This window comes from Gemmatimonas groenlandica (assembly GCF_013004105.1).
Lineage (GTDB): Bacteria > Gemmatimonadota > Gemmatimonadetes > Gemmatimonadales > Gemmatimonadaceae > Gemmatimonas > Gemmatimonas groenlandica.
Map to the genome: position 1 here is coordinate 1,233,312 of NZ_CP053085.1, position 25,147 is coordinate 1,258,458.

The 25,147-nt window shown below is 64.9% G+C and carries 23 protein-coding genes and 1 pseudogene; 19 read left to right on the forward strand and 5 right to left on the reverse strand.

The window, feature by feature from the left end; translation table 11 throughout:
* Window positions 1-43: 43 nt before the first annotated feature.
* Both HKW67_RS05105 and HKW67_RS05110 read right to left on the reverse strand, forming a co-directional pair.
* Window positions 44-628 (reverse strand): PEP-CTERM sorting domain-containing protein, encoded by a 585-nt coding sequence (locus HKW67_RS05105; RefSeq protein ID WP_206044607.1) that lies wholly within the window; start codon window positions 626-628, stop codon window positions 44-46.
* A gap of 645 nt (window positions 629-1,273) precedes the next feature.
* Window positions 1,274-1,837: a hypothetical protein gene (locus HKW67_RS05110; protein WP_206044608.1), complete on the reverse strand. Its 564-nt coding sequence runs from the start codon at window positions 1,835-1,837 to the stop codon at window positions 1,274-1,276.
* Window positions 1,838-2,196: 359 nt separating this feature from the next.
* Here HKW67_RS05110 and HKW67_RS05115 point away from each other — a divergent pair, with 359 nt between their 5' ends.
* The 5 genes from HKW67_RS05115 (at window position 2,197) to HKW67_RS22595 (ending at window position 7,736) form a co-directional block, all read left to right on the forward strand.
* Window positions 2,197-2,601: an energy transducer TonB gene (locus HKW67_RS05115; RefSeq protein WP_171224364.1), complete on the forward strand. Its 405-nt coding sequence runs from the start codon at window positions 2,197-2,199 to the stop codon at window positions 2,599-2,601.
* Between the two features lie 104 nt (window positions 2,602-2,705).
* A complete protein-coding gene (locus tag HKW67_RS05120) occupies window positions 2,706-4,244 on the forward strand; it encodes an acyl-CoA carboxylase subunit beta (RefSeq protein WP_171227553.1) in 1,539 nt (512 codons plus the stop codon).
* A gap of 8 nt (window positions 4,245-4,252) precedes the next feature.
* A complete protein-coding gene (gene accC, locus HKW67_RS05125; RefSeq protein WP_230981123.1) occupies window positions 4,253-5,803 on the forward strand; it encodes an acetyl-CoA carboxylase biotin carboxylase subunit in 1,551 nt (516 codons plus the stop codon).
* A gap of 14 nt (window positions 5,804-5,817) precedes the next feature.
* Window positions 5,818-7,224: a class I SAM-dependent RNA methyltransferase gene (locus tag HKW67_RS05130; protein ID WP_171224365.1), complete on the forward strand. Its 1,407-nt coding sequence runs from the start codon at window positions 5,818-5,820 to the stop codon at window positions 7,222-7,224.
* Window positions 7,221-7,736 carry an acyl-CoA carboxylase biotin carboxyl carrier protein subunit gene (locus HKW67_RS22595; protein WP_171224366.1) on the forward strand — a complete coding sequence of 172 codons (516 nt, stop codon included), beginning with the start codon at window positions 7,221-7,223 and terminating at the stop codon, window positions 7,734-7,736. The genes HKW67_RS05130 and HKW67_RS22595 overlap by 4 nt, the downstream gene beginning before the upstream one ends.
* Window positions 7,737-7,790: 54 nt before the next feature.
* Here HKW67_RS22595 and mscL read toward each other — a convergent pair.
* Window positions 7,791-8,117, reverse strand: a pseudogene (gene mscL, locus HKW67_RS05140) (large conductance mechanosensitive channel protein MscL); the annotation flags it as partial.
* A gap of 294 nt (window positions 8,118-8,411) precedes the next feature.
* On the opposite strand from mscL, the gene rplM reads away from it, so the two are divergent.
* From rplM to HKW67_RS05195, 11 genes are all read left to right on the forward strand, one after another.
* A complete protein-coding gene (gene rplM / locus HKW67_RS05145) occupies window positions 8,412-8,861 on the forward strand; it encodes a 50S ribosomal protein L13 (RefSeq protein WP_171224367.1) in 450 nt (149 codons plus the stop codon).
* Window positions 8,861-9,250, forward strand: coding sequence for a 30S ribosomal protein S9 (rpsI, locus tag HKW67_RS05150; RefSeq protein ID WP_171224368.1), 390 nt, complete (start codon window positions 8,861-8,863; stop codon window positions 9,248-9,250). Before rplM ends, rpsI begins: the two co-directional genes overlap by 1 nt.
* Before the next feature lie 139 nt (window positions 9,251-9,389).
* A complete protein-coding gene (gene rpsB / locus HKW67_RS05155) occupies window positions 9,390-10,394 on the forward strand; it encodes a 30S ribosomal protein S2 (protein ID WP_171224369.1) in 1,005 nt (334 codons plus the stop codon).
* A gap of 156 nt (window positions 10,395-10,550) precedes the next feature.
* Window positions 10,551-11,438, forward strand: coding sequence for a translation elongation factor Ts (gene tsf, locus HKW67_RS05160; RefSeq protein WP_171224370.1), 888 nt, complete (start codon window positions 10,551-10,553; stop codon window positions 11,436-11,438).
* A 5-nt stretch (window positions 11,439-11,443) separates the two neighbouring features.
* Window positions 11,444-12,163, forward strand: coding sequence for a UMP kinase (pyrH, locus tag HKW67_RS05165; protein WP_171224371.1), 720 nt, complete (start codon window positions 11,444-11,446; stop codon window positions 12,161-12,163).
* Window positions 12,160-12,714: a ribosome recycling factor gene (frr, locus tag HKW67_RS05170; protein ID WP_171224372.1), complete on the forward strand. Its 555-nt coding sequence runs from the start codon at window positions 12,160-12,162 to the stop codon at window positions 12,712-12,714. Before pyrH ends, frr begins: the two co-directional genes overlap by 4 nt.
* Window positions 12,715-12,762: 48 nt before the next feature.
* Window positions 12,763-13,512 carry an undecaprenyl pyrophosphate synthase gene (gene uppS, locus HKW67_RS05175; protein ID WP_171224373.1) on the forward strand — a complete coding sequence of 250 codons (750 nt, stop codon included), beginning with the start codon at window positions 12,763-12,765 and terminating at the stop codon, window positions 13,510-13,512.
* Between the two features lie 31 nt (window positions 13,513-13,543).
* Window positions 13,544-14,404, forward strand: coding sequence for a phosphatidate cytidylyltransferase (locus tag HKW67_RS05180; RefSeq protein ID WP_171224374.1), 861 nt, complete (start codon window positions 13,544-13,546; stop codon window positions 14,402-14,404).
* Window positions 14,401-15,567: a 1-deoxy-D-xylulose-5-phosphate reductoisomerase gene (dxr, locus tag HKW67_RS05185; RefSeq protein WP_171224375.1), complete on the forward strand. Its 1,167-nt coding sequence runs from the start codon at window positions 14,401-14,403 to the stop codon at window positions 15,565-15,567. The genes HKW67_RS05180 and dxr overlap by 4 nt, the downstream gene beginning before the upstream one ends.
* A gap of 5 nt (window positions 15,568-15,572) precedes the next feature.
* On the forward strand, window positions 15,573-16,757 hold the full coding sequence (gene rseP, locus HKW67_RS05190; protein WP_171224376.1) for an RIP metalloprotease RseP: 1,185 nt from the start codon (window positions 15,573-15,575) through the stop codon (window positions 16,755-16,757).
* A gap of 4 nt (window positions 16,758-16,761) precedes the next feature.
* The gene (locus HKW67_RS05195) at window positions 16,762-17,217 is read left to right on the forward strand and encodes a hypothetical protein (protein WP_171224377.1); all 456 of its coding nucleotides are present in this window, start codon (window positions 16,762-16,764) and stop codon (window positions 17,215-17,217) included.
* 9 nt (window positions 17,218-17,226) lie between these two features.
* Here HKW67_RS05195 and HKW67_RS05200 read toward each other — a convergent pair whose 3' ends face one another.
* Both HKW67_RS05200 and HKW67_RS05205 read right to left on the reverse strand, forming a co-directional pair.
* Complete coding sequence (locus tag HKW67_RS05200) at window positions 17,227-19,455, reverse strand: sigma-54-dependent Fis family transcriptional regulator (RefSeq protein WP_171224378.1); 2,229 nt, start codon at window positions 19,453-19,455, stop codon at window positions 17,227-17,229.
* 113 nt (window positions 19,456-19,568) lie between these two features.
* Window positions 19,569-21,218 carry a serine/threonine-protein kinase gene (locus HKW67_RS05205; protein WP_171224379.1) on the reverse strand — a complete coding sequence of 550 codons (1,650 nt, stop codon included), beginning with the start codon at window positions 21,216-21,218 and terminating at the stop codon, window positions 19,569-19,571.
* 104 nt (window positions 21,219-21,322) lie between these two features.
* On the opposite strand from HKW67_RS05205, the gene rpsO reads away from it, so the two are divergent.
* The 3 genes from rpsO to HKW67_RS05220 all read left to right on the forward strand — a co-directional run bounded on the left by rpsO (window position 21,323) and on the right by HKW67_RS05220 (window position 25,121).
* Window positions 21,323-21,583: a 30S ribosomal protein S15 gene (gene rpsO / locus HKW67_RS05210; RefSeq protein ID WP_171224380.1), complete on the forward strand. Its 261-nt coding sequence runs from the start codon at window positions 21,323-21,325 to the stop codon at window positions 21,581-21,583.
* A 78-nt stretch (window positions 21,584-21,661) separates the two neighbouring features.
* Complete coding sequence (locus HKW67_RS05215; protein WP_171224381.1) at window positions 21,662-23,857, forward strand: polyribonucleotide nucleotidyltransferase; 2,196 nt, start codon at window positions 21,662-21,664, stop codon at window positions 23,855-23,857.
* Complete coding sequence (locus HKW67_RS05220) at window positions 23,787-25,121, forward strand: M16 family metallopeptidase (RefSeq protein WP_171224382.1); 1,335 nt, start codon at window positions 23,787-23,789, stop codon at window positions 25,119-25,121. The genes HKW67_RS05215 and HKW67_RS05220 overlap by 71 nt, the downstream gene beginning before the upstream one ends.
* The last annotated feature ends 26 nt before the right edge of the window (window positions 25,122-25,147 follow it).

Here is a 25,147-nt window from a genome sequence, read left to right on the forward strand (position 1 = left end):
CTTTCGGCGGGGTTTTTTGCACGACTTCGCTCAGCTCGTAGTGTTACGCGTTACGGTTGCGACGACGTGCGAATCCGAAGATGCCGAGGAGGCCAGCGCCCATGAGCGCGTAGGTGGACGGCTCGGGGACGGTCTGGATGTTCGGGGACGAAACTTTGCGGAACTGGCCGCAGAGCTTTCCGCCGATGGCACCGCTGGTCGCGTCTTTGTAAGAACCCGTGTTGCCGTTCGCGCTCGCTGCAGTCGGAACAGCGTCGTAGCTCGAGCAATACTCCGACGAGCTACCGGGGTGCGGCCAATCGTAACCGACGACGGCGAACTCGAACTGCTCAGTACCGACTGTGAAGGCGTTCGACCAACCGGCGCCGGTGAACTTGTACCGCTCGTCGAGATTTCCTTGGTACAGCCAATTCACCGTCAACGCGTTGTACGAGACGCCGACGGCGGCGCTGTTGTTCAGGTAGAGATCAAACGTCAACTTTGCCGTCTGATTTGCCGACGTTGTCGCGTCCGACCCATTATCGAGGCGGAACCAGCCAAGGCTGAACACGTTGGAATTGTTGCCGATGAACGAGATCGCTTTCTGGTTTCCTCCCTGTCCCAGAATGTCTGGTGCGCGATCAAACATGAACTTGTCGTTTGGAATGGTCCACGACGTCGAGTTTGAATTGCACCCAGCTACGCTTCCTGCTGTTTGACCGGAGAAACAGGCATTGATGCCGTTTACAGCTGTAATTTGCGCCTGTGCCGGAGCCGTAACACTCGCCAGCGCGATCGCCGCACCGACTGCCATCGAAATCTTTTTCATAGTCACGTTGCGCTGCGCGCTGGGGAGTGAAGGAAGGATTTGCTTCTTCCATCACATGAGGCAGCCTTCATGCCAGTGATGAAGATCACGTAACAAACGAAAAGCGGCTTATTTTCGCCGATATGTCGCGTTTCGTCCCTATAGCACCGTCGAGTGCGCCATAACTGTCGCATTCATCTGTTGCACATGAACTACACTTCATGATCTTCCGTGCTGCGCGACAGTTGTCAGCTGCGCGCCGCGCCGTGGGCCCTTCAGCGACCGGATTCGCCCGACCGGTGCGACGGCGATCTCGCGCCGCTTGCCGAGGTTGTGACAGCTTCGCCCGTACGCCCGCTCGGTCGGCCACCGGAGCCCCGCACGACCACGCAGGGCCACAAACGACGAAGCCCCCGGTGCAGAGCACCGGGGGCTTCTCATACCATCGGACGAGCAACAGGAGGCGCTAGGCGCCCCGCGCAGTCGTTACCGGCCTACGATCAGGCCGAGGCCTTCTTCCGCCTGCTTCTCGCCCTTCTTGGCTGGTGCGGCCTTGCTGGTTCGCGGCGTCTTGAAGCACGCGAGCGCCATCAGAGCGAAGGCCACGAGGAAGAGCGTGGTCACCAAACCGACACGAACCGACGTCGTATTGAAGGTGTTCATCATCGCCGAGTTCACGATCTTCTTGAGCTGCAGGGCGTCGAGCGCGAAGAGCGCCAGTGAGCCGAGCAGGCCGAGCGTAAACAGGGCGGAGATGACGCCTACCGTCCGGGCCAATGCCCGACTGTCGAGCGCACGCGACATGAGGACCAGCAGCGACATGCCGAGGTACGGGAGCAGGAGCACACTGGAGAGCGCATTCGCGGCGCCGAAGCGCCACTGGATGTTACTCAGCTGGAGCGGCCACAGCTGCGACCCCGCCTGCAGAAAGGGGACGGCGACCAAGAGGATTGCGCCGAGGTACAGCACGCGGCGGACAGAGGGGTCGTCGTGAAGATCGAGGAAATCGGCCATGGCGGGTGTGGGAGCGTCGGCAAGGGAAGGCTTCAATGACACCATATCAGTGCAAACCGCGTTCCAGCAAACTCAGCTGAATGACTCGGTGCGACACCTACGTACGAATACTGTTCAAGGACGTCAAGAAGGTGAAGCCCGTCACACACGACTCGTCACGAAACGGCCATCGGAAGCATATCCTCGGACCGGCCCGAGGCGCGAGGGCCGTGGGTGTGACGGAGCTGTCGGAAATAGTGAGGAACACTTCAGAGTCAGAGACCATGGACCGATAGAAGGGGTGTGTCGATCCCGGCCGCGCGCCACGCGTGGCCAGGAGGCAATGGCTCATCACCCCGATGACGGGGCCGATAGCACCATGAATGCCCATCATCTCGCACCCGAGAATCGCTCCTATGTCGCTGACCCTTCGCCGTTCCCTGATCCCTGCAATTGCGACGCTCCTGTTCGCCGGTCCGTTCGCCCGTACTGCGGCGGCTCAGGACGACAAGGTGTACCCGATTGCTGAAGTCACCAATCCGCCGAAACTCGCGTCGTCCGTTCAGGCGGCCCGTCTGATCTCGGAGTCGTACCCGGCCGACCTGAAGAGCCGCGGCGTCGGCGGCATGGTCGAGCTCCAGTTTGTCGTCGACAGCAAGGGCAAGGTTGAAGCGGGCAGCGTCGAAGTGGTCGACGCGACGCAGACCGCGCTGGGCGAAGCTGCGAAGAAGGTCGTCGCCAAGCTCGACTTTCAGCCGGGCAAGCTGAACGGCGCCGCCGTGAAGACCAAGGTCGTCCTTCCGATCATCTACAAGCCGTAACGTTCCATCCCTGACGGTCGAGGAGCCGATCCCCTGCGGGGATCGGCTCCTCGTTTTTCTGCGGTTACGCGCTAGCTTCCCGCGCCATGTCACAGTCCTCGACCATGCGCCAGAAGCTCGAGCGGTTGGCCAGTGCCCGCGATGCCTCCGAGCAGGGAGGTGGCGCCGCCCGCCTCGCCGCTCAACACGCCAAGGGCAAGCTCTCCGCCCGTGAGCGCCTCGATGTCCTCCTCGATGAAGGATCCTTCGTCGAGATCGACCGATTCGTCACGTCCCGTTCGCTCGCCGAAGGCGAAGCGCCGATTTACGGTGACGGCGTCGTGGCCGGTCACGGGCGGATCGAAGGCCGGATCGTCTACGTCTTCTCGCAGGACTTCACGGTGTTCGGCGGATCGCTCTCCGAAGCGCACGCCGCCAAGATCTGCAAGATCATGGATTTGGCGGTACGCAACGGCGCCCCAGTCATTGGACTGAATGATTCGGGTGGTGCGCGGATCCAGGAAGGTGTGGTATCGCTCGGCGGATATGCCGACATCTTCTTGCGCAACACGATGGCGTCGGGGGTCGTGCCGCAGATCTCGGCGATCCTCGGACCGTGTGCCGGCGGTGCCGTGTACTCGCCGGCGATCACCGATTTCATCTACATGGTGCGCGGTACGAGCTACATGTTCGTGACGGGACCGAATGTCGTGAAGACGGTGACGCACGAAGATGTGACCATGGAGCAACTCGGCGGCGCCGACACGCACGCCGGCACCAGCGGTGTCGCCCACTTCGCCTGCGATTCCGAGTTGGCGTGTCTGCAGCAGATCCGCGAGTTATTCCGCTTCGTGCCGTCGAACAACGTGGACGACCCGCCACGTGGATCCGGACGCGATCCCCGCGATCGACGCGAGGAATCGCTGCTCGACGTGATCCCGGACAATCCGAACAAGCCGTACGACATGCACGAGGTCATCGGCCGCATCGTGGACGACGGCGAGTTCTACGAGGTGCAGCCGGACTACGCCGGCAATATTCTCGTGGGCTTTGCGCATCTGGGCGGCTACAGCGTCGGGATCGTGGCGAACCAGCCGGCCGTGCTGGCCGGTGTGCTCGACATCAACGCGTCGATGAAGGCCGCGCGTTTCGTCCGCTTCTGCGATTGCTTCAATATTCCGCTCGTGACCTTCGAAGACGTTCCCGGGTTCCTGCCCGGAGTGACGCAGGAGCACGGCGGCATCATCAAGCACGGCGCCAAACTGCTGTACGCGTACTGCGAAGCGACGGTGCCAAAGCTCACGGTGATTACGCGCAAGGCCTACGGTGGCGCGTATGACGTCATGAGTTCGAAGCACATCCGCGGCGATTACAACGTGGCCTGGCCGACGGCGGAAATTGCCGTGATGGGCCCCAAGGGCGCCGTGGAAATTCTTTATAAGAAGGAAATCGCTGAAGCGAGCGATCCGCAGGCGGCGATGGACGCGCGCGTTGCCGAGTACACGGAGAAGTTCGCGAACCCGTACAACGCGGCGGCGCGCGGCTATGTGGATGATGTCATCGATCCGCGCGACACGCGTCCACGGCTGATCGACGCGCTCGACGCGCTGCGCGGCAAGCGAGATCGCAATCCGCCGAAGAAGCACGGAAACCTTCCCCTGTGAGGCCGCCGATGTTCAGCAAAGTGCTGGTGGCCAATCGGGGAGAGATTGCGCTGCGCGTAATCCGCGCCTGTCAGGAACTCGGCGTGAAGACGGTCGCGGTGTACTCCGAAGCCGATGCCCGTGCGCCGCACGTGCGCGAGGCCGATGAGGCGGTGCTGGTCGGTCCGCCGCCCTCGAGTCAGAGCTATCTGGTCGGTGAACGACTCATCGAGGTCGCGCTCCGCACGGGCGCACAGGCGATTCACCCGGGATACGGGTTTCTCTCCGAGCGCGCGTGGTTTGCGCGCGCCGTGCGCGACGCCGGTCTCGTGTTCATCGGACCACCGGCCGAAGCGATCGATGCCATGGGATCGAAGACGGCAGCCCGTCAGCTGGCGATATCGGCCGGCGTGCCGGTCGTGCCGGGTACCACCGAGAGCGTACGCGACGCCGACGAAGCCATCGCCATTGCCGAGACATTCGGATTCCCGGTGCTGCTCAAGGCGGCCGCTGGTGGGGGTGGTAAAGGCATGCGCATTGTGCGCGCGGCTTCCGAACTGGCCGACGCGCTCGCGTCCGCCAAGCGCGAGGCGCAGAACGCATTCGGTGACGATGCGGTGTACATCGAGAAGTACATCGAAGGCCCGCGCCACGTCGAGATTCAGGTGCTTGCGGACACGCACGGCAACGTCCTTCATCTCGGTGAGCGGGAATGCTCGGTGCAGCGTCGTCACCAAAAGATGATCGAAGAGGCCCCCAGCGTTGCCGTGTCGCCGGAACTGCGCGCGCGGATGGGGGCGACGGCCGTGGCGGCGGCGCGCGCGGCCGGCTACGTGAATGCCGGCACGTGCGAGTTTCTGCTCGACAAGGATGGGCAGTACTACTTCCTCGAGATGAACACGCGCATTCAGGTCGAGCATCCCGTCACGGAGCTTGTGATGGGACTCGACCTGGTGCAGTGGCAGATTCGCGTGGCCGCCGGCGAAGCGCTGCCGTTCGCGCAGAAAGATTTTGCGCCGCGCGGTTGGGCCATGGAATGTCGGATCACGAGTGAGGATCCGTCGAACGGCTTCCTGCCGAGCACGGGCCGTATCGAGTATCTGCATCTGCCGACGGGTCCCGGGGTGCGATGGGACGGCGGCATCGAGTCGGGCAGCGAGGTCGGCCTCCACTACGATCCGATGCTGGCGAAGCTGATCGTGCACGCGCCGACGCGCGACCTGGCGATCTCGCGCATGCGCCGCGCGTTGCGTGAACTCACCATCGACGGTATCGAGACCTCACGCAGCTTTCATCTTCGGGTGATGGATCATCCGGATTTCCAGCGTGGCGATATCACCATACAGTGGCTCGAACAGAACCTGCCCGCGTTGACGGCGCCGGCAACGGATCGGGAATCGATCCGACTCGCGGCAATCGCGGCGGCCCTGGTCGCGCACGAAGAGCGTCGCGCCGGCAGCGGCACGGCGACGGCGGCCGTGATGAGCGATGGCTCGACCGTCGGCCACGAGGCAAGTCGTTCGGCGCACGGTCCGTCGTGGCGCGATGTTGCCCGGCGTGAGTCGCTGCGGTCCTTGTGAAGAAGAATCGACGTATGCGCCGCGCGTCCGCGGCACCGGCGGTCGAGCAGATCGCCACCATGACGATCGACCGGATCGCCAAGGGGGGCGACGGCGTCGGCCGCGCGAACGGCTTGGCGTGCTTCGTGCCGCGTACGGCGCCGGGTGATGTGGCGCAAGTGGCCTATGTCGCCCACGCGCGACATGGTCGTGGTCGGGTACTGCAGATCGTGACGCCATCGGCCCATCGCGTCGATGCCCGCTGTGCGCATTATGAGCGTGACCGGTGTGGGGGCTGCCAGTTGCAGCACGTTGATGACGACGCGCAGCGCGATGCGCGTCGCCACATCGTACAGGATGCGCTCTCTCGCATTGGGAAGCGGACGATCGAACTGCCCGAGCTGGTCACCGGTGAATCCTGGGGCTATCGAGGACGATTGACGCTGATGTTGTTGCCGCGCGGTCGAGGCTGGACCGGTGGACTGCATCCGCACGATGATGCGGCGCGCGTCTTCAATCTCGAGGAGTGCCCGATCGCGAATCCGGTGCTCGTGCAATGTTGGCGCGACATGCGTGAACGACTGCACGGGATGCCGACGGATCGCTTCCTTCGCGTGTCATTTCGTCTGTTGTCGGCCGAGGCAGGACAGGAGACCGTCGCTGTCGTGGTGCAGGGTGGAGAAGCGTGGAGCGGCGCCGCCGAGTGGGCCGCGGCGTTGCTGCGTGCGTCGGCGCCGGTCCGGGCGGTGTGGTGGTTGCCGCGTGGCGGCGACCCGGTTGGGCTGGCGGGAGACGTGGCGACGGATGCCGCGGTGATGGGCGCCGCGCTGCAGCTCGAGGCGGACATGTCGGCCGGCAACGCGACACTCGACGAGGCCGCGGAGGCTGGACGCTACGAACCGGACGCTCGCGAAGCGCTCGCGTTCGCGCAGGTGAACCCCACGGTGGCCACGGCGCTGCGCGATTTCGTGTTCGCGTCGGTGCGCGCGTTCGCTCCGCAACGCGTGGTCGATGCCTATGCCGGCAGCGGTGAGCTGACGGAGCGCTTTGCCCGTGATGGGGCGCAGGTGGTGTCGATCGAAGCCGATGCGTCGGGCACGGCCGCCACACGGCGGCGCGTAGATGAAGCAGGGCTGGCGGATCGCGTGAAGGTGATCACGGCGCTCGTGGAATCGGCGCTGCCGGCGGCACTGCCCGCCGACGTGGTCGTGCTCAATCCGCCGCGTGCTGGTGTGGCGGTGGGTGTGACGGCGTTGCTCGAGCAGGCGGCCAGCCGCGGCGTGCGCGGCATTGTGTATGTGAGTTGTGATCCGGCGACGCTCGCGCGGGATCTCGCGCGCGTGCCGGGGTGGCGCATCGACGCGGTGCGCTGTTTCGACATGTTCCCGCAGACCGCGCACGTAGAGACGGTGTGCGTCCTGCGCCCGGAGACGACGGTATGAAGTACATCGTGGATGTGAACGGCGAGCGCGTGATCGTGGATCTCGATGGTGCGTATGCCGAAGTCGACGGCGAGCGTGTCGCCGCCTCGCTTGCTGCGGTCGAGGGGACGCCGGTGCGCCTGCTGCGCATTGGGGAACAGGTCCATCGTCTGGTCGCGCGACGTGGATTGTCGCGGGGGCGCTGGACGCTCGATTTGGATGGTCAGCGCGTGGAGGCGGAGGCGCTGGACGAGCGGATGCGGGCCATCCGCGATCTGACCGCGGCGGCGGCCGAGGCCAGCGGGCCGGCGCCCTTGATGGCGCCGATGCCGGGGCTCGTGGTGCGTGTGTCGGTGGCCGTCGGCGACACCGTGAGCGCGGGGCAGGGGCTCGTGGTGGTGGAGGCCATGAAAATGGAGAACGAGCTGCGGGCGTCGGTGGCCGGGGTGGTCACGGCGGTGCTGGCGGTTCCGGGACAGGCCGTCGACAAGGGCGCGCTGCTGGTGGAACTGGGGCCGCTCCCGTCGGAGTGAGCGGTGGCGGGAATCGGCCCTGATCGGCGATCAGACCTTGGCGGGGGGCGTGTTCCGGCGCATCCGGTTCACGCCCTTGATCACCATGAACAACGTGAAGGCGACGATCAGGAACGTCAGGATCTGGTTGATGAAGAGGCCATAGTTCAGGGTGGCGACGCCCGCCTTCTTAGCCTCTTCGAGAGTCGTGAACGGGCCGCCCTGCAGCGCCAGGAAGCGGTTGGAGAAGTCCACGCCGCCGGTGGCCAGACCGACGATCGGCATGATGATGTCGTTGACCAGGCTGTCGACGATCTTCTGGAAAGCGCCGCCGATGACGACACCGATCGCCAGGTCCATCACGCTGCCCTTCATGGCGAATTCCTTGAACTCCGACGTCATCGACATACCAGCTCCTTGAGGGGGGATCGGGGGCTTCGTCGCCCGCAGGGATCAGTCTGGCTGACTGACTACCCGACCGGCAAGCGATCTCGGGTATTAAGATTTCGAAGCCGTCCACCGGAAAGACCCTCAACCCTCGGATTGACACAGACTTCAATGCTGAGTAACCTACGGGTCTGTCCCGTTTTCCGGGCGATTCAGCTGCAAGCAGTGCCTGTTTTCCCTTCGTAGTTCCTTTATCTCTTTCTGAGCGCCTCTGGTGGCGTCTCCGAATCACGCACGGATCACGTTAGCATGAAGACCTACAGCGCGACCCCGAAGGATATCGACCGTCGGTGGTATATCGTCGACGCGGAAGGAATGGTCCTGGGCCGTCTCGCGTCGGAAGTCGCGAAGATCATCCGCGGCAAGCACAAGCCCATGTACACGCCACACATGGACACGGGTGACTTCGTCATCGTGATCAATGCGTCGAAGGTACAGGTGACCGGCCGCAAGGCCGAGCAGAAGACCTACTTCAGCCACACCGGCTACATGGGCCACGAGAAGCACACGCCCTTTGCCTCGGTGTTGGCGAAGCATCCGGAGCGCGTGATCGAGAAGGCCGTGTACGGCATGCTCCCCAAGACGGCGCTGGGCCGTCAGGTACTGCGCCGCAAGTTGCGCGTGTTCGCGGGTGCCGAGCATACGCATGTTGCGCAGGTGCCGAAGACGCTTTCGTTCTCCTCCGCCGAGGCCAAGTAATGTCAGAGCAGATTCAGACCATCGGACGTCGTAAGCGTGCGGTGTGCCGCATGTACATGACGCCGGGTTCGGGCAAGTGGGACGTCAACGGCCGTACGCTCGGCGAGTACTTCCCGCGTCCGACGCTCGTCTCCGCGATTCAGCAGCCGTTCACGCTGACCGATACGCTCGGCAAGTACGACATCAAGGCCGTCCTTGACGGTGGTGGTGTGGCCGGTCAGGCAGGCGCGGTGCGTCTCGCGATCGCCCGTGCGCTCGTCAAGATCGACGAGAACAACAAGAAGAAGCTTCGCGAATACGGCCTCATGACGCGTGACGCGCGTGAAGTCGAGCGTAAGAAGCCGGGCCGCGCTGGCGCCCGTAAGCGTTTCCAGTTCTCCAAGCGCTAGTACACGCGGTTCGCCGCGTCGTATTGCGTATCTCTCACGCTGTCCGAGTCGGCTGCGGGTACCGAGCTCCTTCCAGGAGCCGGTCGCAGCCGACGGTGACGACAGCGGACGAATTCCAAAACCTCCAAGTACTCTTCAGATGACGACTCCGTCCCTCGAGCAGTTGCTCGCCGCGGGCGTTCACTTCGGGCACCAGACCCGTCGTTGGAACCCCAAGATGCGCCGGTTCATTTTCGCCGAGCGCAACGGCATTCACATCATCGACCTGCAGAAGACGCTCCGCCAGATTGAACTGGCGCAGAAGCTCGTCCGCGAGGTCGTGTTGCGCGGCGACAACGTGCTCTTTGTCTGCACGAAGCGCCAGTTGGCGGCCATCGTGAAGGCTGAAGCCGAGCGTTGTGGCGGCATGTTCGTCACCGAGCGTTGGCTCGGCGGCATGCTCACGAACTTCCAGACCGTGAAGAAGCAGGTCAAGAAGCTCAAGGACCTCGAAGCTGGCACCGAAGACGGAACGCTCGCGAACTACACCAAGAAGGAACAGCTTCTCATGTCGCGTCAGCGCGAGAAGCTCGGCAAGTACCTCTCGGGTATCAAGACGATGAACCGCCTCCCGGGGCTGCTGTTCATCATCGACTCGAAGAAGGAGCGCATTGCCGTTTCCGAAGCGAACAAGCTCGGCGTGCCCATCGTCGCCATCGTGGACACCAACGCCGATCCCGACCTGATCACGGTGCCGATCGCCGGTAACGACGACGCCATCCGGTCGGTCGAGCTGATCGCGAAGGTGATTGCGGATACGATCGATGAGGCGCGCCGTGAGGCGCCCGCGCGTCCGAGCGACGAAGAGCAGGAGAGCTACACGTTCTCCAGCGATCGTGGCACGGAGCCGGCTGGTCGCGGCGAGCGTGGCGGTCGTGGTGGAGATCGCGGTGGCCAAGGCGGCGGACAGGGTGGTGGTCAGGGCGGTGGACAGGGTGGTGGAGCTGGAAGCGACAGTCGTCGCCCGCGCCGTCGCCGCGCCAAGCCGGAAGCCATCGCGGCACGCCTGAAGCCGGGCACCGAGGGAACGGCCGCTGAAGGCGCCGCCCCGGAAGCCGCTGGTGACGCCGGAGAAGCGGGAGCCGAGTCGGCCGGACAGGAGTAACGTTCGGTCGGGTTCCTGACCGCCGGATCAGGCTTCCACTGCAGCACCGCGACGCCGCCGGCTCAACACCGGCGGCGTTCGTACGCAGTAGCTCGGAATTGTTCGCACTCGCATCGCATCGCAGATACTGACACTCAGCATATACAGGGCTCGAAGATGACCACGGTGATCACCGCGAAGGCTGTTTCGGAACTCCGCCAGCGCACCGGCGCCGGCATGATGGATTGCAAGAAAGCGCTCGAAGAGAATGGCGGCGACATGGACGCTTCCATCGAGTACCTCCGCAAGAAGGGCATCGCGAAGGCCGAGAAGCGTGCCGACCGCTCCACGAGCGAAGGCATCATCGGCGGTGAGATCTTCAACGATGGCCGCTCCGGCGTGCTCGTCGAAGTAGCGTGTGAGACGGACTTCGTCGCGCGCAACGAAGACTTCGGCAAGGTCGTCGCGAAGCTCGTCGCACAGCGCGTGCACTCCACCGCCGCCGATGTCGACAGCTTCCTCGCCGAGCCGTTCGCGGCGGATTCGTCGCAGACGGTGGCCGAGTTCGTCAAGATCGCGTCGTCGAAGACCGGTGAAGCCGTGAACGTCAAGCACGTCGCGCGTTTCGATGCCGGCGCCAATGGCGTCGTGGGCATGTACCGCCACCACAACGGCAAGCTCGCCACGTTGGTGCAGGTGACGGCCTCGACGCCGGAAGCTGCCGCCCACGAGTCGACGTTGCAGCTGGTGAAGTTCATTGCCGAGCACATCGCCGCCTCGGCACCACTCGCCGTCGATCGTAACGGCGTGCCCGCCGAGAAGATCGAGAGCGAAAAGCGGATCGCCGAAGAGCAGGCGCGTGAGACGGGCAAGCCGGAAGCGATGATCGAGAAGATCGCGACGGGCAAGATCGAAGCGTTCCTCAAGGACGTGACGCTGCTCCCGCAGGCGTGGGTGCGCGACCCGGCCATCACGATCGCGGCGCTGGTCAAGGACCATGCGGAGCGTGCCGGTGGTACGATCACGGTCGATCGCTTCGCTCGCCTGCAGCTCGGCGCCGAGTGAGCGCCGTGGGCGCCGCAGACAGGAAGTACACGCGCATTCTGCTCAAGCTCTCCGGCGAAGCACTCGCCGGAGATCGCGGCGTCGGTTTCGATTTTGAACGGATCGGTTCCTTCGCGGACCAGATCGTCGAAGTAGCGCGCATGGGCGTGCAACTCGGTCTGGTCATCGGAGGCGGAAACATCGTGCGCGGCACGCAACTCTCCCAGATGGGAATGGATCGTGTCGGCGCCGACTACATGGGCATGCTCGGTACGGTCATCAACGCCATGGCCATGCAGGATGTGCTCGAGAAGAAGGGGCTCGACACGCGTGTCATGACGGCGATCCGCATGGAAGAGTTGGCCGAGCCCTACATTCGCCGGCGCGCATTGCGCCATTTCGAGAAGGGGCGTACGGTCATCTTTGCCGCCGGCACGGGTAACCCGTATTTTTCAACGGACACGGCGGCAGTGCTGCGGGCGATTCAGATGAAGGCGGATGTCATCATCAAAGCCACCAGCGTCGACGGCGTGTATTCGGCCGACCCGAAGAAGGATCCGAACGCCACGATGTACGAGTCGATCAGTTATCGCGATGTGATGCTCGAAGAGCTCCGCGTCATGGACCAGACGGCCATTACGCTGTGCAAAGAGAATCAGTTGCCCCTGATCGTGCTGAACCTTCACACGCCGGGCGCGATCGCACGCGCCATCAACGGCGAACGCGTGGGGACACTGGTTTCATGAGCACCATTGCGCAGATCCTGAAGGACACGAAGAGCGGCATGGACAAGGCCCTCGAGGCCTCGAAGCGCGACTTCGCCGGCATTCGTACCGGCAAAGCGTCGCCGAGCATGTTGGACACGATCAAGGTCGAGGCGTACGGCTCGCTGGTGCCACTGAATCAGGTGGCACAGGTGTCGGCGCCGGAGCCGCGTATTCTCCTCGTCACGCCCTTCGACAAGGGCCAGGCGAAGGTGATCGAGAAGGCGATTCGCGAGTCGGAACTGGGCCTCGACCCGGCGCATCAGGGTGGCGTGATTCGCGTGCCGCTGCCGTCGATGAATGAGCAGCGCCGCAAGGAGCTGGTCAAAGTGCTGAGCAAGCTTGCCGAAGATGGCCGCATCGCAATCCGTCATGCCCGTACCGACGCTCGCGACAAGGTCAAGAAGCTTGACGGTGTCTCCGAAGACGATAAGAAGCATGCGGAGAAGGACCTCCAGAAGGCGCACGATGACTGCATTGGCAAGCTCGAGGCGCTCTTGAAGACGAAGGAAGCCGAGATCATGGAGGTTTGAGGCCGCTTTGCGGACCGCTCGCTGATATGCCCCTTGCCCCCGCCCATCATGGCTGACACCGAAACGGATCTGCTGGCGCGCATTCGCGTGCACGGCGCGGTGCCGCGGCATATCGCGATCATCATGGACGGCAACGGTCGCTGGGCGCGTGAACGTCACATGCCCCGGCCGTTCGGCCATCGGTCCGGTATGAAGGCGGTGCGCGCCGTGGTCGAAGGTTGTCTCGAGGCAGGGGTCGAGTGGTTGTCGCTCTTCGCCTTCTCACAGGAAAACTGGCAGCGGCCGGAGACGGAAGTTTCGGCGCTCATGTCGCTGCTGGAAGAGTTCATTGCCCGCGAAGCGGACGACCTGCACAAGCAGGGCGTTCGCGTTCGTGTTCATGGCGACCTCGATCGACTGAGCGGTCCTGCCGCTGCCGCGGTCGAGCGCGTCATGCGTATCACCGAGACGGGGACGCGACTCGGTCTCAATCTGTTTATTTCGTACGGCGGTCGTGCCGAGTTGGTACGAGCGGCACGCCTGATGGCGATCGATGTGCAGGCCGGTCGACTGACACCGGATGCGATCACCGAAGACGAATTCCGCGCACGCCTGTTCACGGCCGACTGCCCCGATCCCGATCTCCTGATCCGGACCTCGGGAGAACAGCGACTGTCGAACTTCCTGCTGTGGCAGGTGGCCTACGCCGAACTGTACATCTCCGCTGTGCTCTGGCCGGACTTTGGCCGTGCGGCGTTGTACGATGCCATTAGCGATTTTCAGCGTCGTGACCGACGCTTCGGGCGCGTCAGTACCTGATGCGCTTGTACGCGCTCTCTACCCCCCTCGCGTGAACGAACTTGCCCGGCGCGCCGTAGTCGCCCTCATCGGAGCGCCGATCGCGCTCGGGATTATTTGGCTCGGCGGCGCGCCACTCGCCACCCTGGCCGGTGCGCTCTCCGGCGTCGCGGCGTGGGAGTACTATCGCATCGCCCGTGAAGGGGGCACAACACCGATGAGTGTGGTCGGTATCGTGCTCTCGGCGCTCATTCCGATTGCCGTCCATGCGCAGCATCTCGGCGTATTCGCCGTGCCACTCGTCGTGTGGATCCTGGTGCCGTTGTTCGTGCTGGCGCTGTCGATCTGGTTGCGCGGCGTTGGCGGCAAGCCGCTCGGTGCAGCGGCCACCACCATCTTCGGCGCGCTGTATACCGGCGGCACGCTCAGCTACGTCTACGCGCTGCGCTACTTCGGCTACGCCGTCGGTGACGCAGCTGGTGCGCTCGTCGTGATCATGCCCGTCGTGCTCACGTGGGCCAGCGATACCGGCGCGTATTTCACGGGTCGTCTGGTGGGTGGTCCCAAGTTGATTCCGTCGGTGAGCCCGGCGAAGACCATTTCCGGCGCGGTCGGTGCCGTGGTTGCGACGGTCGCTGCCTGCGCAGCCTTTGTGCACTATCTACTCAAGCCGCAGGCGCAACTCGCCTTCAGTCCGACCGGGTTGATTGTCTTCGCCGTCTGCATCAGCGTCACGGCACAGATCGGCGATCTCACGGAGTCGTTGCTCAAGCGCGAAGCCGGCGTGAAAGACAGCGGCACGCTGTTCCCGGGCCACGGCGGCGTGCTCGATCGCCTCGACTCGTTGTTCTTTGTGCTACCCGTGACATACGCGCTGTACTACGCCCTGTTGCTCCCGGCTCCCGGCGCATGAAACCCGACGGCAATTCCACGAGGACCGCGGTGAAGCCCGCCGGTGTTGCCATTCTCGGATCGACCGGATCGATCGGGACCAGTGCGTTGCGAGTGCTCGCCCGTCAGCGTGACCGCTTCGTGCCAGTGGCCCTCACGGCCAACGGCAACGTGGCCGCGCTTGCCGAGCAGGTAGCGACGTGGATGCCGGCATTCGTCGGCCTGGTGCAAGCGCATGCCGACGCGCCCGACGACTGGGGGGTTGGTGCCGAATGCCTCGTCGCTGCCGCGACGCACCCCGATGCGCAGATCGTGATCAACGCCGTGGTGGGTGCGGCCGGTCTGCCCGCAACCCTTGCCGCCTTGCGTATGGGCAAGCGGGTTGCTTTGGCGAACAAGGAGACGCTGGTCGTGGCCGGGGCGATCGTGACGGACACCGCGCGGCGGCACGGGGGCGAGCTGGTGCCGGTCGACAGCGAGCATTCTGCCATCCTGCAGTGTCTGGCGGGCCGCCAACCGCACGAGGTACGTCGACTGGTGCTGACGGCCTCCGGCGGTCCCTTTCGCACGTGGCCGGCGGAACGCATCGCCGCCGCGACGGTGACAGACGCCCTGAAGCATCCGACCTGGCAGATGGGCAGCAAGATCACCATCGACAGCGCCACGCTCGCAAACAAGGCGCTTGAGGTCATCGAGGCGCACCATCTGTTCGGCGTGCCGTACGATCGGATCGATGTCGTCGTGCATCCGCAGAGTATCATCCACTCGTTCGTGGAGTTCGTGGATGGCAGTGTGCTGGCGCAGATGGGCGTCCCGTCGATGGAGCTGCCCATCCTCTACGCCCTCACCTATCCGGAACGCGTTCCCGATTCCGGCGTACCATCCTTCGATCCTGTCGCGCTTGGCGGTCTGAGCTTCGAAACCGTCCGCTCTGGGGATTTCCCTCTGTTGCAGCTCGGAATCGACGCCGGACGGCGCGGCGGCGCGGCACCGGCGGTTTTCAATGCGGCCAACGAGGTCGCTGTAGCTCATTTTCTGGCCGGTCGGCTCAGCTTCTCGGGAATCGCCGAGCGCGTGTCGGCTGCGCTGCACGAGTTGGCTGACGCGCCTGGCGCGTCCCTCGAGGAACTGCTTCGAGCGGATGCCGCGGCGCGCGATCACGTGAATGCCCAGGTGGGGTGCTGACACTGATGTCCTCGATTACACCGTACATCGCGCCGTTGCTCGTCTTCGGTCTCGTCGTTTTTGTCCACGAGCTCGGGCACTTTCTCGCGGCGAAACTCACGGGCGTTTACGCGCCGGTTTTTTCGCTTGGGTGGGGCACTCGTCTGTTCGGCGTGCGCCGCGGGGAAACCGATTACCGCGTGTCGTTGATTCCGCTTGGCGGATTTGTGCGCATGGCCAGCCGGGATGACGAGTCCATGGCGGGTATCGAGGGGGGCACCGATCGTGGCTCGCTCGCCGCTGCGGCGGAGCGCCCGGCCGATGTGGCACCCGCGCTGTGGGATGCCGACTCCATGGCCCCGTTCGGCCCCAAGGCTGTGCCGGCTGACCGCCGGGTGGAGAACAAGTCCACCTCCGCCCGTGTGTTCATTTTGTCGGCCGGCGTGATCATGAACATTCTGCTCACGCTCGTTGTCTCCACTGGCATCTACTATCGCGCCGGCAACACGTACGTGCCGGCTGTCATCGATTCGGTGGTGCCGGGCGCACCGGCCGCGATCGCCGGCCTGACGGGTGGCGATCGTATCGTGGGTATCAATGGGCATCCGATACGCGCCTGGGATGAAGTGCTCGACGAAGTGGCTCCGGTCACGACGGGCACGCTGAGCGTCGAGATCCAGCGCGGCGCGGCGCGCTTCACCAAGGAACTCACGCCGCAGACCGCCGTGATCGATGATCCCGTGACCGGCGCCAAGAAGACGGTCGGTCGGATCGGCATTCAGGTCCGGGCGGAAACCGTCAACGAGAAACTGAGTTTCGTCGCGGCGATGTCGGCGGGCGGTGATGCGACCTGGCGGATGGCGACGAGCGTCGCCTCGGTACTCGGCGGGTTGGCGTCAGGGCAGGTATCCGCCAAGAATCTCGGCGGGCCGATTCAGATTGCGCGCACGTCGGTGCAGGCGGCCAAGCGTGGTCCGGAAACACTTTGGTCGTTGATTGCCTTTCTGAGCCTCAACATCGCCATTCTGAATCTCGTGCCGATTCCAGTGCTCGACGGCGGGCAGATCCTCATGGTGCTGGCCGAACGCATCAAGGGGAGCGCGTTCAGCGGCCGTGTGCGGGAGGGCTTCGCTCGCGTCGGCGTGCTGGCGGTGCTTGCCTTGATTGTGCTCGTCACGTTCAACGATCTGCGCAATCTCTTCACGAAGTGATTGCATGATCACCACGGTGGCGGTGCGTCGCGCGGCGATGGGGCTTGTCGCGCTGGTGACCGTGGCTGGCAGTGGGTGTCATCGAGCTGAGCGGGCACCCGCGCCACTCATGCCCGTGCTACCGCGCATTCCGCGCGATGCCGCCCGTTACGAGATCGATGCCGTCGATGACAGTACGGCGACCTTTCGCGTGTTCGAGAGCCGCGGGTTACGGGTCGGACTCTCCGCGTACGCCGTCGATCCGGTGCATCGCGATGCGCTGGTCGCGCGACTCACGATCTTGCGCCGCGATAGCACGACCGCGACGGCGCTGGTGACCTCACAGGTGGCACGCGTCACGACCGACCATTTCTTGCTCGTTCCGCCGCCACGCCGCGCGTGGTGGCGTACGAAGCTGTTCTGGATCGGTACGGTCGTGGGCGGCGCCATCGGCGCGGGCACGACCGCGGCGATTCGCTGAATCGTCGCTCTACGACGAGTCGCGCACACCACGACCAGGGGCAAGACCAATGCGCTGCAGTCGCCGGTAAAGCGTGCTCCGCGTGATCCCGATGGATTTTGCCGCGTCGCTCATCGTTGCGTGCCCGGCGATCAAGGTGGCGTAGCGCGCACGGAGCGCCTGCCGATGGGATTCGACGGCGGCCGAGGTGTCGTCCAGCGTATCGAACGCCGACGCCTCGATGAAATCAGCCGCCGCTGACGGTGCGGCGTCGACGACCTCGCGCAACGCGGCTGGCAGGAGCTCCTCGGTAATCGTCGGGCCTTCGGCCAGCGCTGCCAACCGCTTCACGAGATTCTCGAGCTCGCGTACGTTGCCGGGCCACCGATACCGCTCGAACGCCGCCCGGACCCGCGGTGAAAATTCTCGGGCGAGCGTGCCGTGCGTCTGCGCCAGAAAATGCTCGGCCAACAGCACGGCGTCGCCGTGACGCGTCCGCAACGGTGGCAAGGCGATGGTGAGCACATTGAGCCGATGATACAGGTCATCGCGCAGGGTACCGCTGGCGATCGCGTTCGTGACGTCTCGGTTGGTCGCGGCGATGATGCGCACGTCCACTCGGCGTCCGGCTGTAGCACCGAGGCGCGTGATCTCGCCCTCCTGCAGAACGCGCAGCAGGGCCGCCTGCGCCGCCGGCGGAAGCTCACCGATTTCGTCGAGGAACAGCGTGCCCCCGTCGGCCGCTTCGAACTTGCCGATGGCGCCGTCGCGCCGTGCGCCGGAGAACGCGCCGGCGACATGGCCAAACAGTTCGCTCTCGACGAGTTCGCGGGGCAACGCCGCGCAATTCACGGCAACGAACGGCGCCTGCGCCCGCGGACTCGCGGCATGAATGCCTTGTGCGACCACTTCCTTTCCGGTGCCCGACTCGCCGAGCAAGAGGACGGGCAAATCCGTCCGGGCGCAGGCGCGGGCGAACCGGCGCACGTCGTCGAGTACCGCGGCGCGACCGAATAGCGCGTCCATCGTATACCGCACGGCGGACGCGCCGCGCGGCGGCACGAGCGATGACACGAGGGCCGTGTGCACCGCCGGATTCGTGGTGGTACGCGATGGCGTGTCAGCGGCTGCACGCGACTCAGCACGCGACTCCGTGTACGGCGTGCGCGAGCCCGTGTGGCGCGTATCGGCTGGTCGCTGGCCTCGCGTCTGACCGGCCGGGAGCACGACGCAAGCGCCGATAGGCGTCCGTCCATCGCGCATCGCGTGAACGGCGGCCATCACCCCGAGCAGCGGATGCGTCGCATCGCGCACGACCGACTGGCTCGGCAGCTCCCGGCTGCCCGCACGCGAGCTGCCGGTCGGCGCTCGGGGGGCCACGTCGGATTCTGTGCTGATGCGGCGCAAGGCGTCGGTGGCGTCGCGACCGGACGCCGCTAGCCGACGTACCAGGCGCTCGGCCGGCGACGATGACGCGATGATTTCCCCGGCGCGATCCACCACGAGGATTGCGTCACCGGGATACTGGCCGACCAGCGCACCGAATCGCCGCAGCAAGGTGACGCGGCGTTCCGATTCCCGTGCCACGAGCCGCTGCTCGAGCGCCACGGCGATCGCGCTGACGAGCGACAGCGTGTGCGGATGCGCCCGCTCCCGCAGCCCGGAGAGATCGAGCACGCCGAGCACTTCCTGCGTGAGCGGATCCCGAATGGGCGCAGCGGCACAGTGCCAGCCTTGCCAGCGTTCGCAGAAATGCTCTGCGCCAACGATGTGCACAGCTCGCGCGAGTGCGAGCGCGGTTCCTGGTCCGTTCGTTCCGACGGCCTCCTCGCTCCAGAGCGCGCCCGGACGAAAATTGATGTCGGCCAATCCCTCGAGTGCTTTCGGGTCGCCGGTGGCCGCGAGCATACGGGCGTTGGCGTCGAACAACGCGAGGATATGGCCTTCGAGCGCTGAACCACCAGCGTGCGCGCGCACGGCGAGATCGGCGTGCGGCAGCCAATCGACATCGTCACGCAGGGCGGCCAATGAGCGGTCGTCGAGCTGGAACGGTGCGCGCGGCAGCGAAGGGTGAATGCCGCGTTGAAGCGCCCGTGCCCACGAGGCCTTGACCGGCGTGCGCACCGTGTCGAGCTGCTCCAGCGCCTGCGCACCGTCGCGCATCACGCGCTGCCACGCGGCGGTGAGGGATCGCTGGGCACTCCGTTCGACCGGCAACATCTCGTGCAGCCTCATCCCGCCCCCTGTGCCCGTGGTCATGGGTGAAGCATTGGAACCGGACCCCGGTGTCGCAAGAGACGCGACAGGTGTCGCAGCGTCCGGAACCGTTCGGTGCCGGACGCTGCCGGCGTCAGCTGGCGATCAGCCGCCGATCAGCTGCAGATCAGGAGGAAGCGGCGCGTAATGGGGGCGCCATCGGCCCTGAATGCCACTTGGAGCGTGTCAGTGCCCATCACGCAACGCGGGGCCTGGATTCGCACTTCGTAGCGTCCTTCGGGCAGTGAGAGGGCGCGCGCGCTATCGGCGCGCAGTTCGACCGACGGCCCACCGTCGAGCGACGTGAAGGTGACGCGCGCATCGCGCGGGGTCACGTCGTAGCTCACCACGGCGCAGCCGCGTACCGGCAGGCTCACTCCGACGCGGTCACCGGCCTTGAGCGTGACGACGGTGTCGCGCACCGCGGTGCTGCACGAGGTCGAAGCATTGGCGATGACCGCCCGCACCGCGAGCTTGGCGCCGACCGGGAAGTCGCCGCTGAATCGTCCTGTGCCCACCAGTCGATTGTCGACGTAGAGTCGCGCGGAATCCGCCGCCACGATCTCAAGTCGCGCGGTGCGCGCCGCCGTCGCTCGGGGCGCGCGTGTCGGAGCGGCCGTGCGCAGGCTGTCGCGTGCCGGCGAGCGCGTGGTGCGCGCCGCGGTCGAATCCGCGAGTGACACGATGCGTGCGCCGAGCGCGCTATCGGCGATCGGTCCGGTATCGGCCGGCGGCGTGGCGGCGAGTGGAGCCGAGTCGCCCAACGTCGGCCCTCCGAGCGCCGTCGAGGCCGAGCGATCTCGCAGGGTAAACCACGTCATCGCGGCGCCGAGGAGGAGCATCGCTGCCACAAGCGCCGTCCGGCCGTTGGCGCCGCGAACCGCGGGAAACGCATCGACCGTATGCGAGCCCAAATGCGGCGTGAATACGCTGCGCAGTGGGGCGCCGGGCAGGGCACCAAGGGCATCGAGCAGTTGCGTGGCCGACTGGTAGCGCTGCTCGGGCTGCTTGGCGAGCAAGCGCAGGATGACGGCCTCGAATTCGGGACTGAGCTCAGGAGCAAAGGTACGAGGCGGTGCCGGGGCCGTTTCGATGTGGTGCTTGGCGACGGCGTACCAATCGTCCCCTTCAAAGGGCAGGTGTCCGGTGGCGGCGCGATAGAGCGTAATGCCAAGGGCGTAGAGGTCGCTGCGACCGTCGATCTCCTGTCCACGCGCCTGTTCCGGGCTGAAATAATGGGGGGTGCCCATCACCTGATTCGTGGCGCTCAGCGAGGCGGCACCGGCCAGTGCCCGGGCGAGGCCGAAATCGGCGACGACCGCCTCGCCGTCCGTGCTAAGCAGGATGTTATCGGGCTTGATATCCCGGTGAATGACGCCGCCGGCGTGGGCGATCGAAAGCGCCGCGGCCACATCGGTGCCGATGCGGATGCATTCGGCTTCCGGCAGTCGGCCGGCGAGCGCGAGTCGGCGTCCAAGGGTGAGCGGGTGCAGATCCATGGCCACGAACACCGTGCCGTCGACCTGCCCGACGTCGCGGACCGTGACGATATTGCGGTGCCGGAGACGGGCGGCGGTGGCCGCTTCCCGACGGAAACGGGCTTCAGCGACGTCTTGTCCCGAAAATTCCGGGCGCAGGATTTTGAGGGCGACCGGGATCTCCAGATCCTGGTCTATCGCCTCGTATACCCACGAAAAGGCCCCCGAGCCAAGAAGCCGGGTGACCTGATATTTGCTGATTATTTGCCCCAAATAGCGGTCGGGCACGTCGAGGTCCTTTACAGGCGGGGCAAGGTGGACTAAGCTTTTGTGCTTCCTACTATTGCGCGCACAAAAGGCTGCGCACGACACGCGCTGAGAATATTACGACGATGGCGTTCGATAAGGCACTCACGATCGACAAGTACCGGTCCCACGATGTGGATACCGGATCGACCCGGGTTCAGATTGCCATCCTCACGGATCGCATCAACTACCTCACGGGACACTTTCGTACGCACGCGAAGGACCATCATGGTCGCCGCGGGCTACTCAAGATGGTGGGCAAGCGTCGCCGCCTGCTCGACTATTTGAAGCGTACGGACGTGCAGCAGTATCGCACGCTCGTGCAGGACCTTGGTCTCCGATACTAAGTCGGACCACGCCATGTCGTCGCGCGGGGGCAGTCATGCCTCCCGCGCGATTTGCGTTCTCATGAGGCTATTCAGCAGATGATGCATCGAATCGAGCGGACGTTCGCCGGTCGCCCCCTGGTCATCGAGACCGGTCGGATGGCGAAGCAGGCGGCGGGTTCCGCGATCGTACAATTCGGCGAGACGATGGTTCTCGCCGCTGTCACCGTGAGCGAGAACCAGAGTCCGCTCCCCTTCTTCCCCTTGACGGTTGAGTACAAGGAGAAGACCTACGCCGCCGGCAAGATTCCGGGTGGATTCATCAAGCGCGAAGGGCGTCCCCACGATCACGAGATCCTGGCGTGCCGCATCATCGATCGCTCGATCCGCCCGCTGTTCCCGGAAGGCTTCAAGAATGAAGTGCAGGTCTTCGTCTACGTCATCTCCGCCGACCAGGAGAACGACGCCGACGTGCTGGCGCTGCTCGCCACGTCGTTCGCGCTGAACGCGTCGAAGATCCCGTTCATGGGACCGATCGGCGGCGTGCGCGTGGGTCGTGTGCAGGGACACTGGGTGCTCAACCCGACGTTCCAGCAGCTGGCCTTCTCCGACATGGAGCTGATCGTCGCCGGTTCGCAGGACTCCATCGTGATGGTCGAAGGCGGCGCGCTCGAAGTGTCGGAATCCGACGTGCTCGAGTCGCTGCGCCTCTCGCATGATGGCATCCGTGAACTGATCGCGATGCAGAACGAGTTGCTGGCCAAGGTGCAGGTGCCGAAGATGGCGTGGACGAAGACGGAGTCACCCGACGCCGTCATCACCCGCACGAAGGCGCATGCATCGGGTCGCGTTCGCGAAGCGCTGAATCAGAAGGACAAGCACACGCGCATTGAAGCGATCGAAAAGGTCAAGAAGGAAGCGGCGGCCGAACTGCTCCTCGAGTTCCCCGACAACGCGAAGGACATTCACAGCGTCCTGGGCGATGTCGAGTACAACGAGCTGCGCGCCCAGGTGCTGAGCACCAATCTGCGTGTCGACGGGCGCAAGCCCGACGAAGTGCGCGGCATCAGCATCGACAACAGCGTGCTGCCTCGTGCGCATGGCTCGTCGCTCTTCACGCGTGGCCAGACGCAGGCGCTCGTCGCCGCGACGCTCGGCACCGCGAAGGACGCGCAGCGTCTCGACACGATCAACGAAGCGGGCGAGACCACGCGCTCCTTCATGCTGCACTACAACTTCCCGCCGTTCTCGACCGGTGAAGTGCGTCCGATGCGTGGCACCAGCCGCCGCGAAATCGGCCACGGGAACCTGGCCGAACGCGCGCTGCAGGGCGTGCTGCCTGACTTCGCCGATTTCCCGTACACGATCCGTATCGTGTCGGAAGTCCTCGAGTCGAATGGCTCGTCGTCGATGGCCTCGGTCTGCGGCGGCTCGCTTGCCCTGTTCGATGCCGGCGTGCCCATGAAGGCCGCGGTCGCCGGTGTGGCGATGGGTCTGATCAAGGAAGGCGACAAGTACGCCATCCTGACCGACATCCTCGGTACCGAAGACCATCTCGGCGACATGGACTTCAAGGTCGCCGGTACGAAGGACGGCATCACGTCGATCCAGATGGACATCAAGATCGAGGGGCTCGACCTCAAGATCATGGAAGAGGCGCTGCTGCAGGCCAAGGTTGGCCGCCTGCACATCCTCGCCGAGATGGACAAGGCGCTTGCCGCGCCGCGCGCTGATCTCTCGAAGTACGCGCCGCGGATCGTGACGGTGCAGATCCCGGTCGACAAGATCGGCGAGCTCATCGGACCGAAGGGCAAGAACATCCGCGGTATTCAGGAAGAAACGGGTGCCGAGCTCACGGTCGACGACGATGGTACGGTGACGATCGCCGCCGTCGGTGCGGAATCGATGGAGCGTGCGCGCAAGATGGTCGAAGGCATGACCGCCGAGGCGGTCGTGGGCGAGACGTACGAAGGCACGGTGAAGACCGTGACCGCGTTCGGCGCGTTCATCGAAATCATGCCGGGTACCGAAGCACTCCTGCACGTATCTGAGATGAAGTGGGAACGCGTGGAGAAGCCGGAAGACGTGGTCAAGAAGGGCGATCGCGTCACGGTCAAGCTCGTCGATCGCGACGAGCGTGGACGTCTCCGCCTGTCCATGAAGGCGCTCCTCCCGCGCCCCGAAGGCATGCCGGAAGAGACGCCGGGCGAGCGCCCGCCGCGTCGTGAAGACAGCGGCGATCGTGGTGGTCGCAGCGGTGGACGGAGCGGTGGTGGTGGTCGCGATCGGCGCTAATACGTCGGGCGCGCAAGCGCCCACGTTGCATCGCACGGATCTGCCCAATGGACTGACCGTGCTCTCGGAATCCGTTCCGGGAGCGCGGTCGGTTGCTTTCGGGGCCTGGGTCCGCGCCGCAACGTTGCATGAACGACCCGAACAGATGGGTGTGTCGCATCTGCTCGAACACATGGTCTTCAAAGGCACGCGCACGCGCAGTGCCCAACAGATCGCACTCGCGCTCGAGACCTTGGGCGGTTCGCTCGATGCGTACACCGAGCGCGAGCACACGTCGTATCAGGCCCGCGTGCTCGACGAACATCTTCCCGAGGCCGCGTCGGTCATCGGTGAGCTGATCTTCGAGCCGTTGTTGCGTCAGGCCGATCTCGCCCTCGAGCGGAAGGTGATTCTCGAGGAGATCAGCATGGTCGACGACACGCCGGACGATATCATCTTCGACGTGCATAATCGTGCCGTCTGGGGTGATCACCCGCATGGTTTCCCGATCCTCGGCACGCGTGCCACGGTGAAGGCGCTCTCGGTGGCCGATCTGCACGATCTGCACGAGCGCGCGTACCATCCCGGCCGGCTCGTGGTCGCGGCATCGGGCCGCGTGGAGCATGACCAACTGCTCGACGTGCTGCAGAGCACGGGGTGGAGCACACGAGAACGCGGTGACATGACGCCGTTCCCGCTCGATCCGGTCGAAGCAGCCGGGCCGCACGCCGAGCACGTGTCGCGCAAGGACATTGCGCAGACGCACATCGTACTTGGCGGACAAAGCATCGCCTTCGGTGACAGCCGCCGATACGCCTTTGCCCTGCTCGACATGTTGATTGGCGGCGGCATGAGCTCGCGCCTATTTCAGAAGGTGCGCGAAGAATTGGGGCTCGCCTACAGCGTGCAGACGTTCAGCAGCTCGTACGCCGATACGGGCGCGCACGGCGTGTATCTCGCCAGCGCACCGGAAACGGCGCAGGAAGCGCTCGATGCCGTCCGTGATGTGCTGCGTGATGTCGCCGCGAACGGCCTCTCTGAGGCCGATCTCGCGGCCGGCAAGCGTCAGCTGCGCGGACAGCTCGTGCTGTCCATGGAGGGCGTGTCGTCGCGCATGTATCGGGCGGCCCTCACCGCGTTGTACGGAGAGCCGTACCGCAGCATTGATGAGCTGAAAGCGCTCGTCGATGCCATCGACCTGGAACAGGTGCGCGACGTCGCGCGCGAGTTCTTCGATCCTGATCGACAGATTCTCGTCAGCCTCGGCCCCAAGGCTGTTCGCTGACGCCTCACCTTAACCGGATATCGCGA

Bases quoted from the DNA above. Each gene is read 5' to 3' on its own strand.
- frr (WP_171224372.1), top strand. From the start codon at position 12,160: ATGAGCACCATTGCGCAGATCCTGAAGGACACGAAGAGCGGCATGGAC.
- dxr (WP_171224375.1), top strand. From the start codon at position 14,401: ATGAAACCCGACGGCAATTCCACGAGGACCGCGGTGAAGCCCGCCGGT.
- HKW67_RS05120 (WP_171227553.1), top strand. From the start codon at position 2,706: ATGCGCCAGAAGCTCGAGCGGTTGGCCAGTGCCCGCGATGCCTCCGAG.
- rseP (WP_171224376.1), top strand. From the start codon at position 15,573: ATGTCCTCGATTACACCGTACATCGCGCCGTTGCTCGTCTTCGGTCTC.
- rplM (WP_171224367.1), top strand. From the start codon at position 8,412: ATGAAGACCTACAGCGCGACCCCGAAGGATATCGACCGTCGGTGGTAT.
- rpsO (WP_171224380.1), top strand. From the start codon at position 21,323: ATGGCGTTCGATAAGGCACTCACGATCGACAAGTACCGGTCCCACGAT.
- HKW67_RS05130 (WP_171224365.1), top strand. From the start codon at position 5,818: ATGCGCCGCGCGTCCGCGGCACCGGCGGTCGAGCAGATCGCCACCATG.
- accC (WP_230981123.1), top strand. From the start codon at position 4,253: ATGTTCAGCAAAGTGCTGGTGGCCAATCGGGGAGAGATTGCGCTGCGC.
- HKW67_RS22595 (WP_171224366.1), top strand. From the start codon at position 7,221: ATGAAGTACATCGTGGATGTGAACGGCGAGCGCGTGATCGTGGATCTC.
- HKW67_RS05195 (WP_171224377.1), top strand. From the start codon at position 16,762: ATGATCACCACGGTGGCGGTGCGTCGCGCGGCGATGGGGCTTGTCGCG.
- HKW67_RS05115 (WP_171224364.1), top strand. From the start codon at position 2,197: ATGTCGCTGACCCTTCGCCGTTCCCTGATCCCTGCAATTGCGACGCTC.
- HKW67_RS05200 (WP_171224378.1), bottom strand. From the start codon at position 19,455: ATGACCACGGGCACAGGGGGCGGGATGAGGCTGCACGAGATGTTGCCG.
- rpsI (WP_171224368.1), top strand. From the start codon at position 8,861: ATGTCAGAGCAGATTCAGACCATCGGACGTCGTAAGCGTGCGGTGTGC.
- rpsB (WP_171224369.1), top strand. From the start codon at position 9,390: ATGACGACTCCGTCCCTCGAGCAGTTGCTCGCCGCGGGCGTTCACTTC.
- tsf (WP_171224370.1), top strand. From the start codon at position 10,551: ATGACCACGGTGATCACCGCGAAGGCTGTTTCGGAACTCCGCCAGCGC.
- HKW67_RS05105 (WP_206044607.1), bottom strand. From the start codon at position 628: ATGTTTGATCGCGCACCAGACATTCTGGGACAGGGAGGAAACCAGAAA.
- uppS (WP_171224373.1), top strand. From the start codon at position 12,763: ATGGCTGACACCGAAACGGATCTGCTGGCGCGCATTCGCGTGCACGGC.
- HKW67_RS05215 (WP_171224381.1), top strand. From the start codon at position 21,662: ATGATGCATCGAATCGAGCGGACGTTCGCCGGTCGCCCCCTGGTCATC.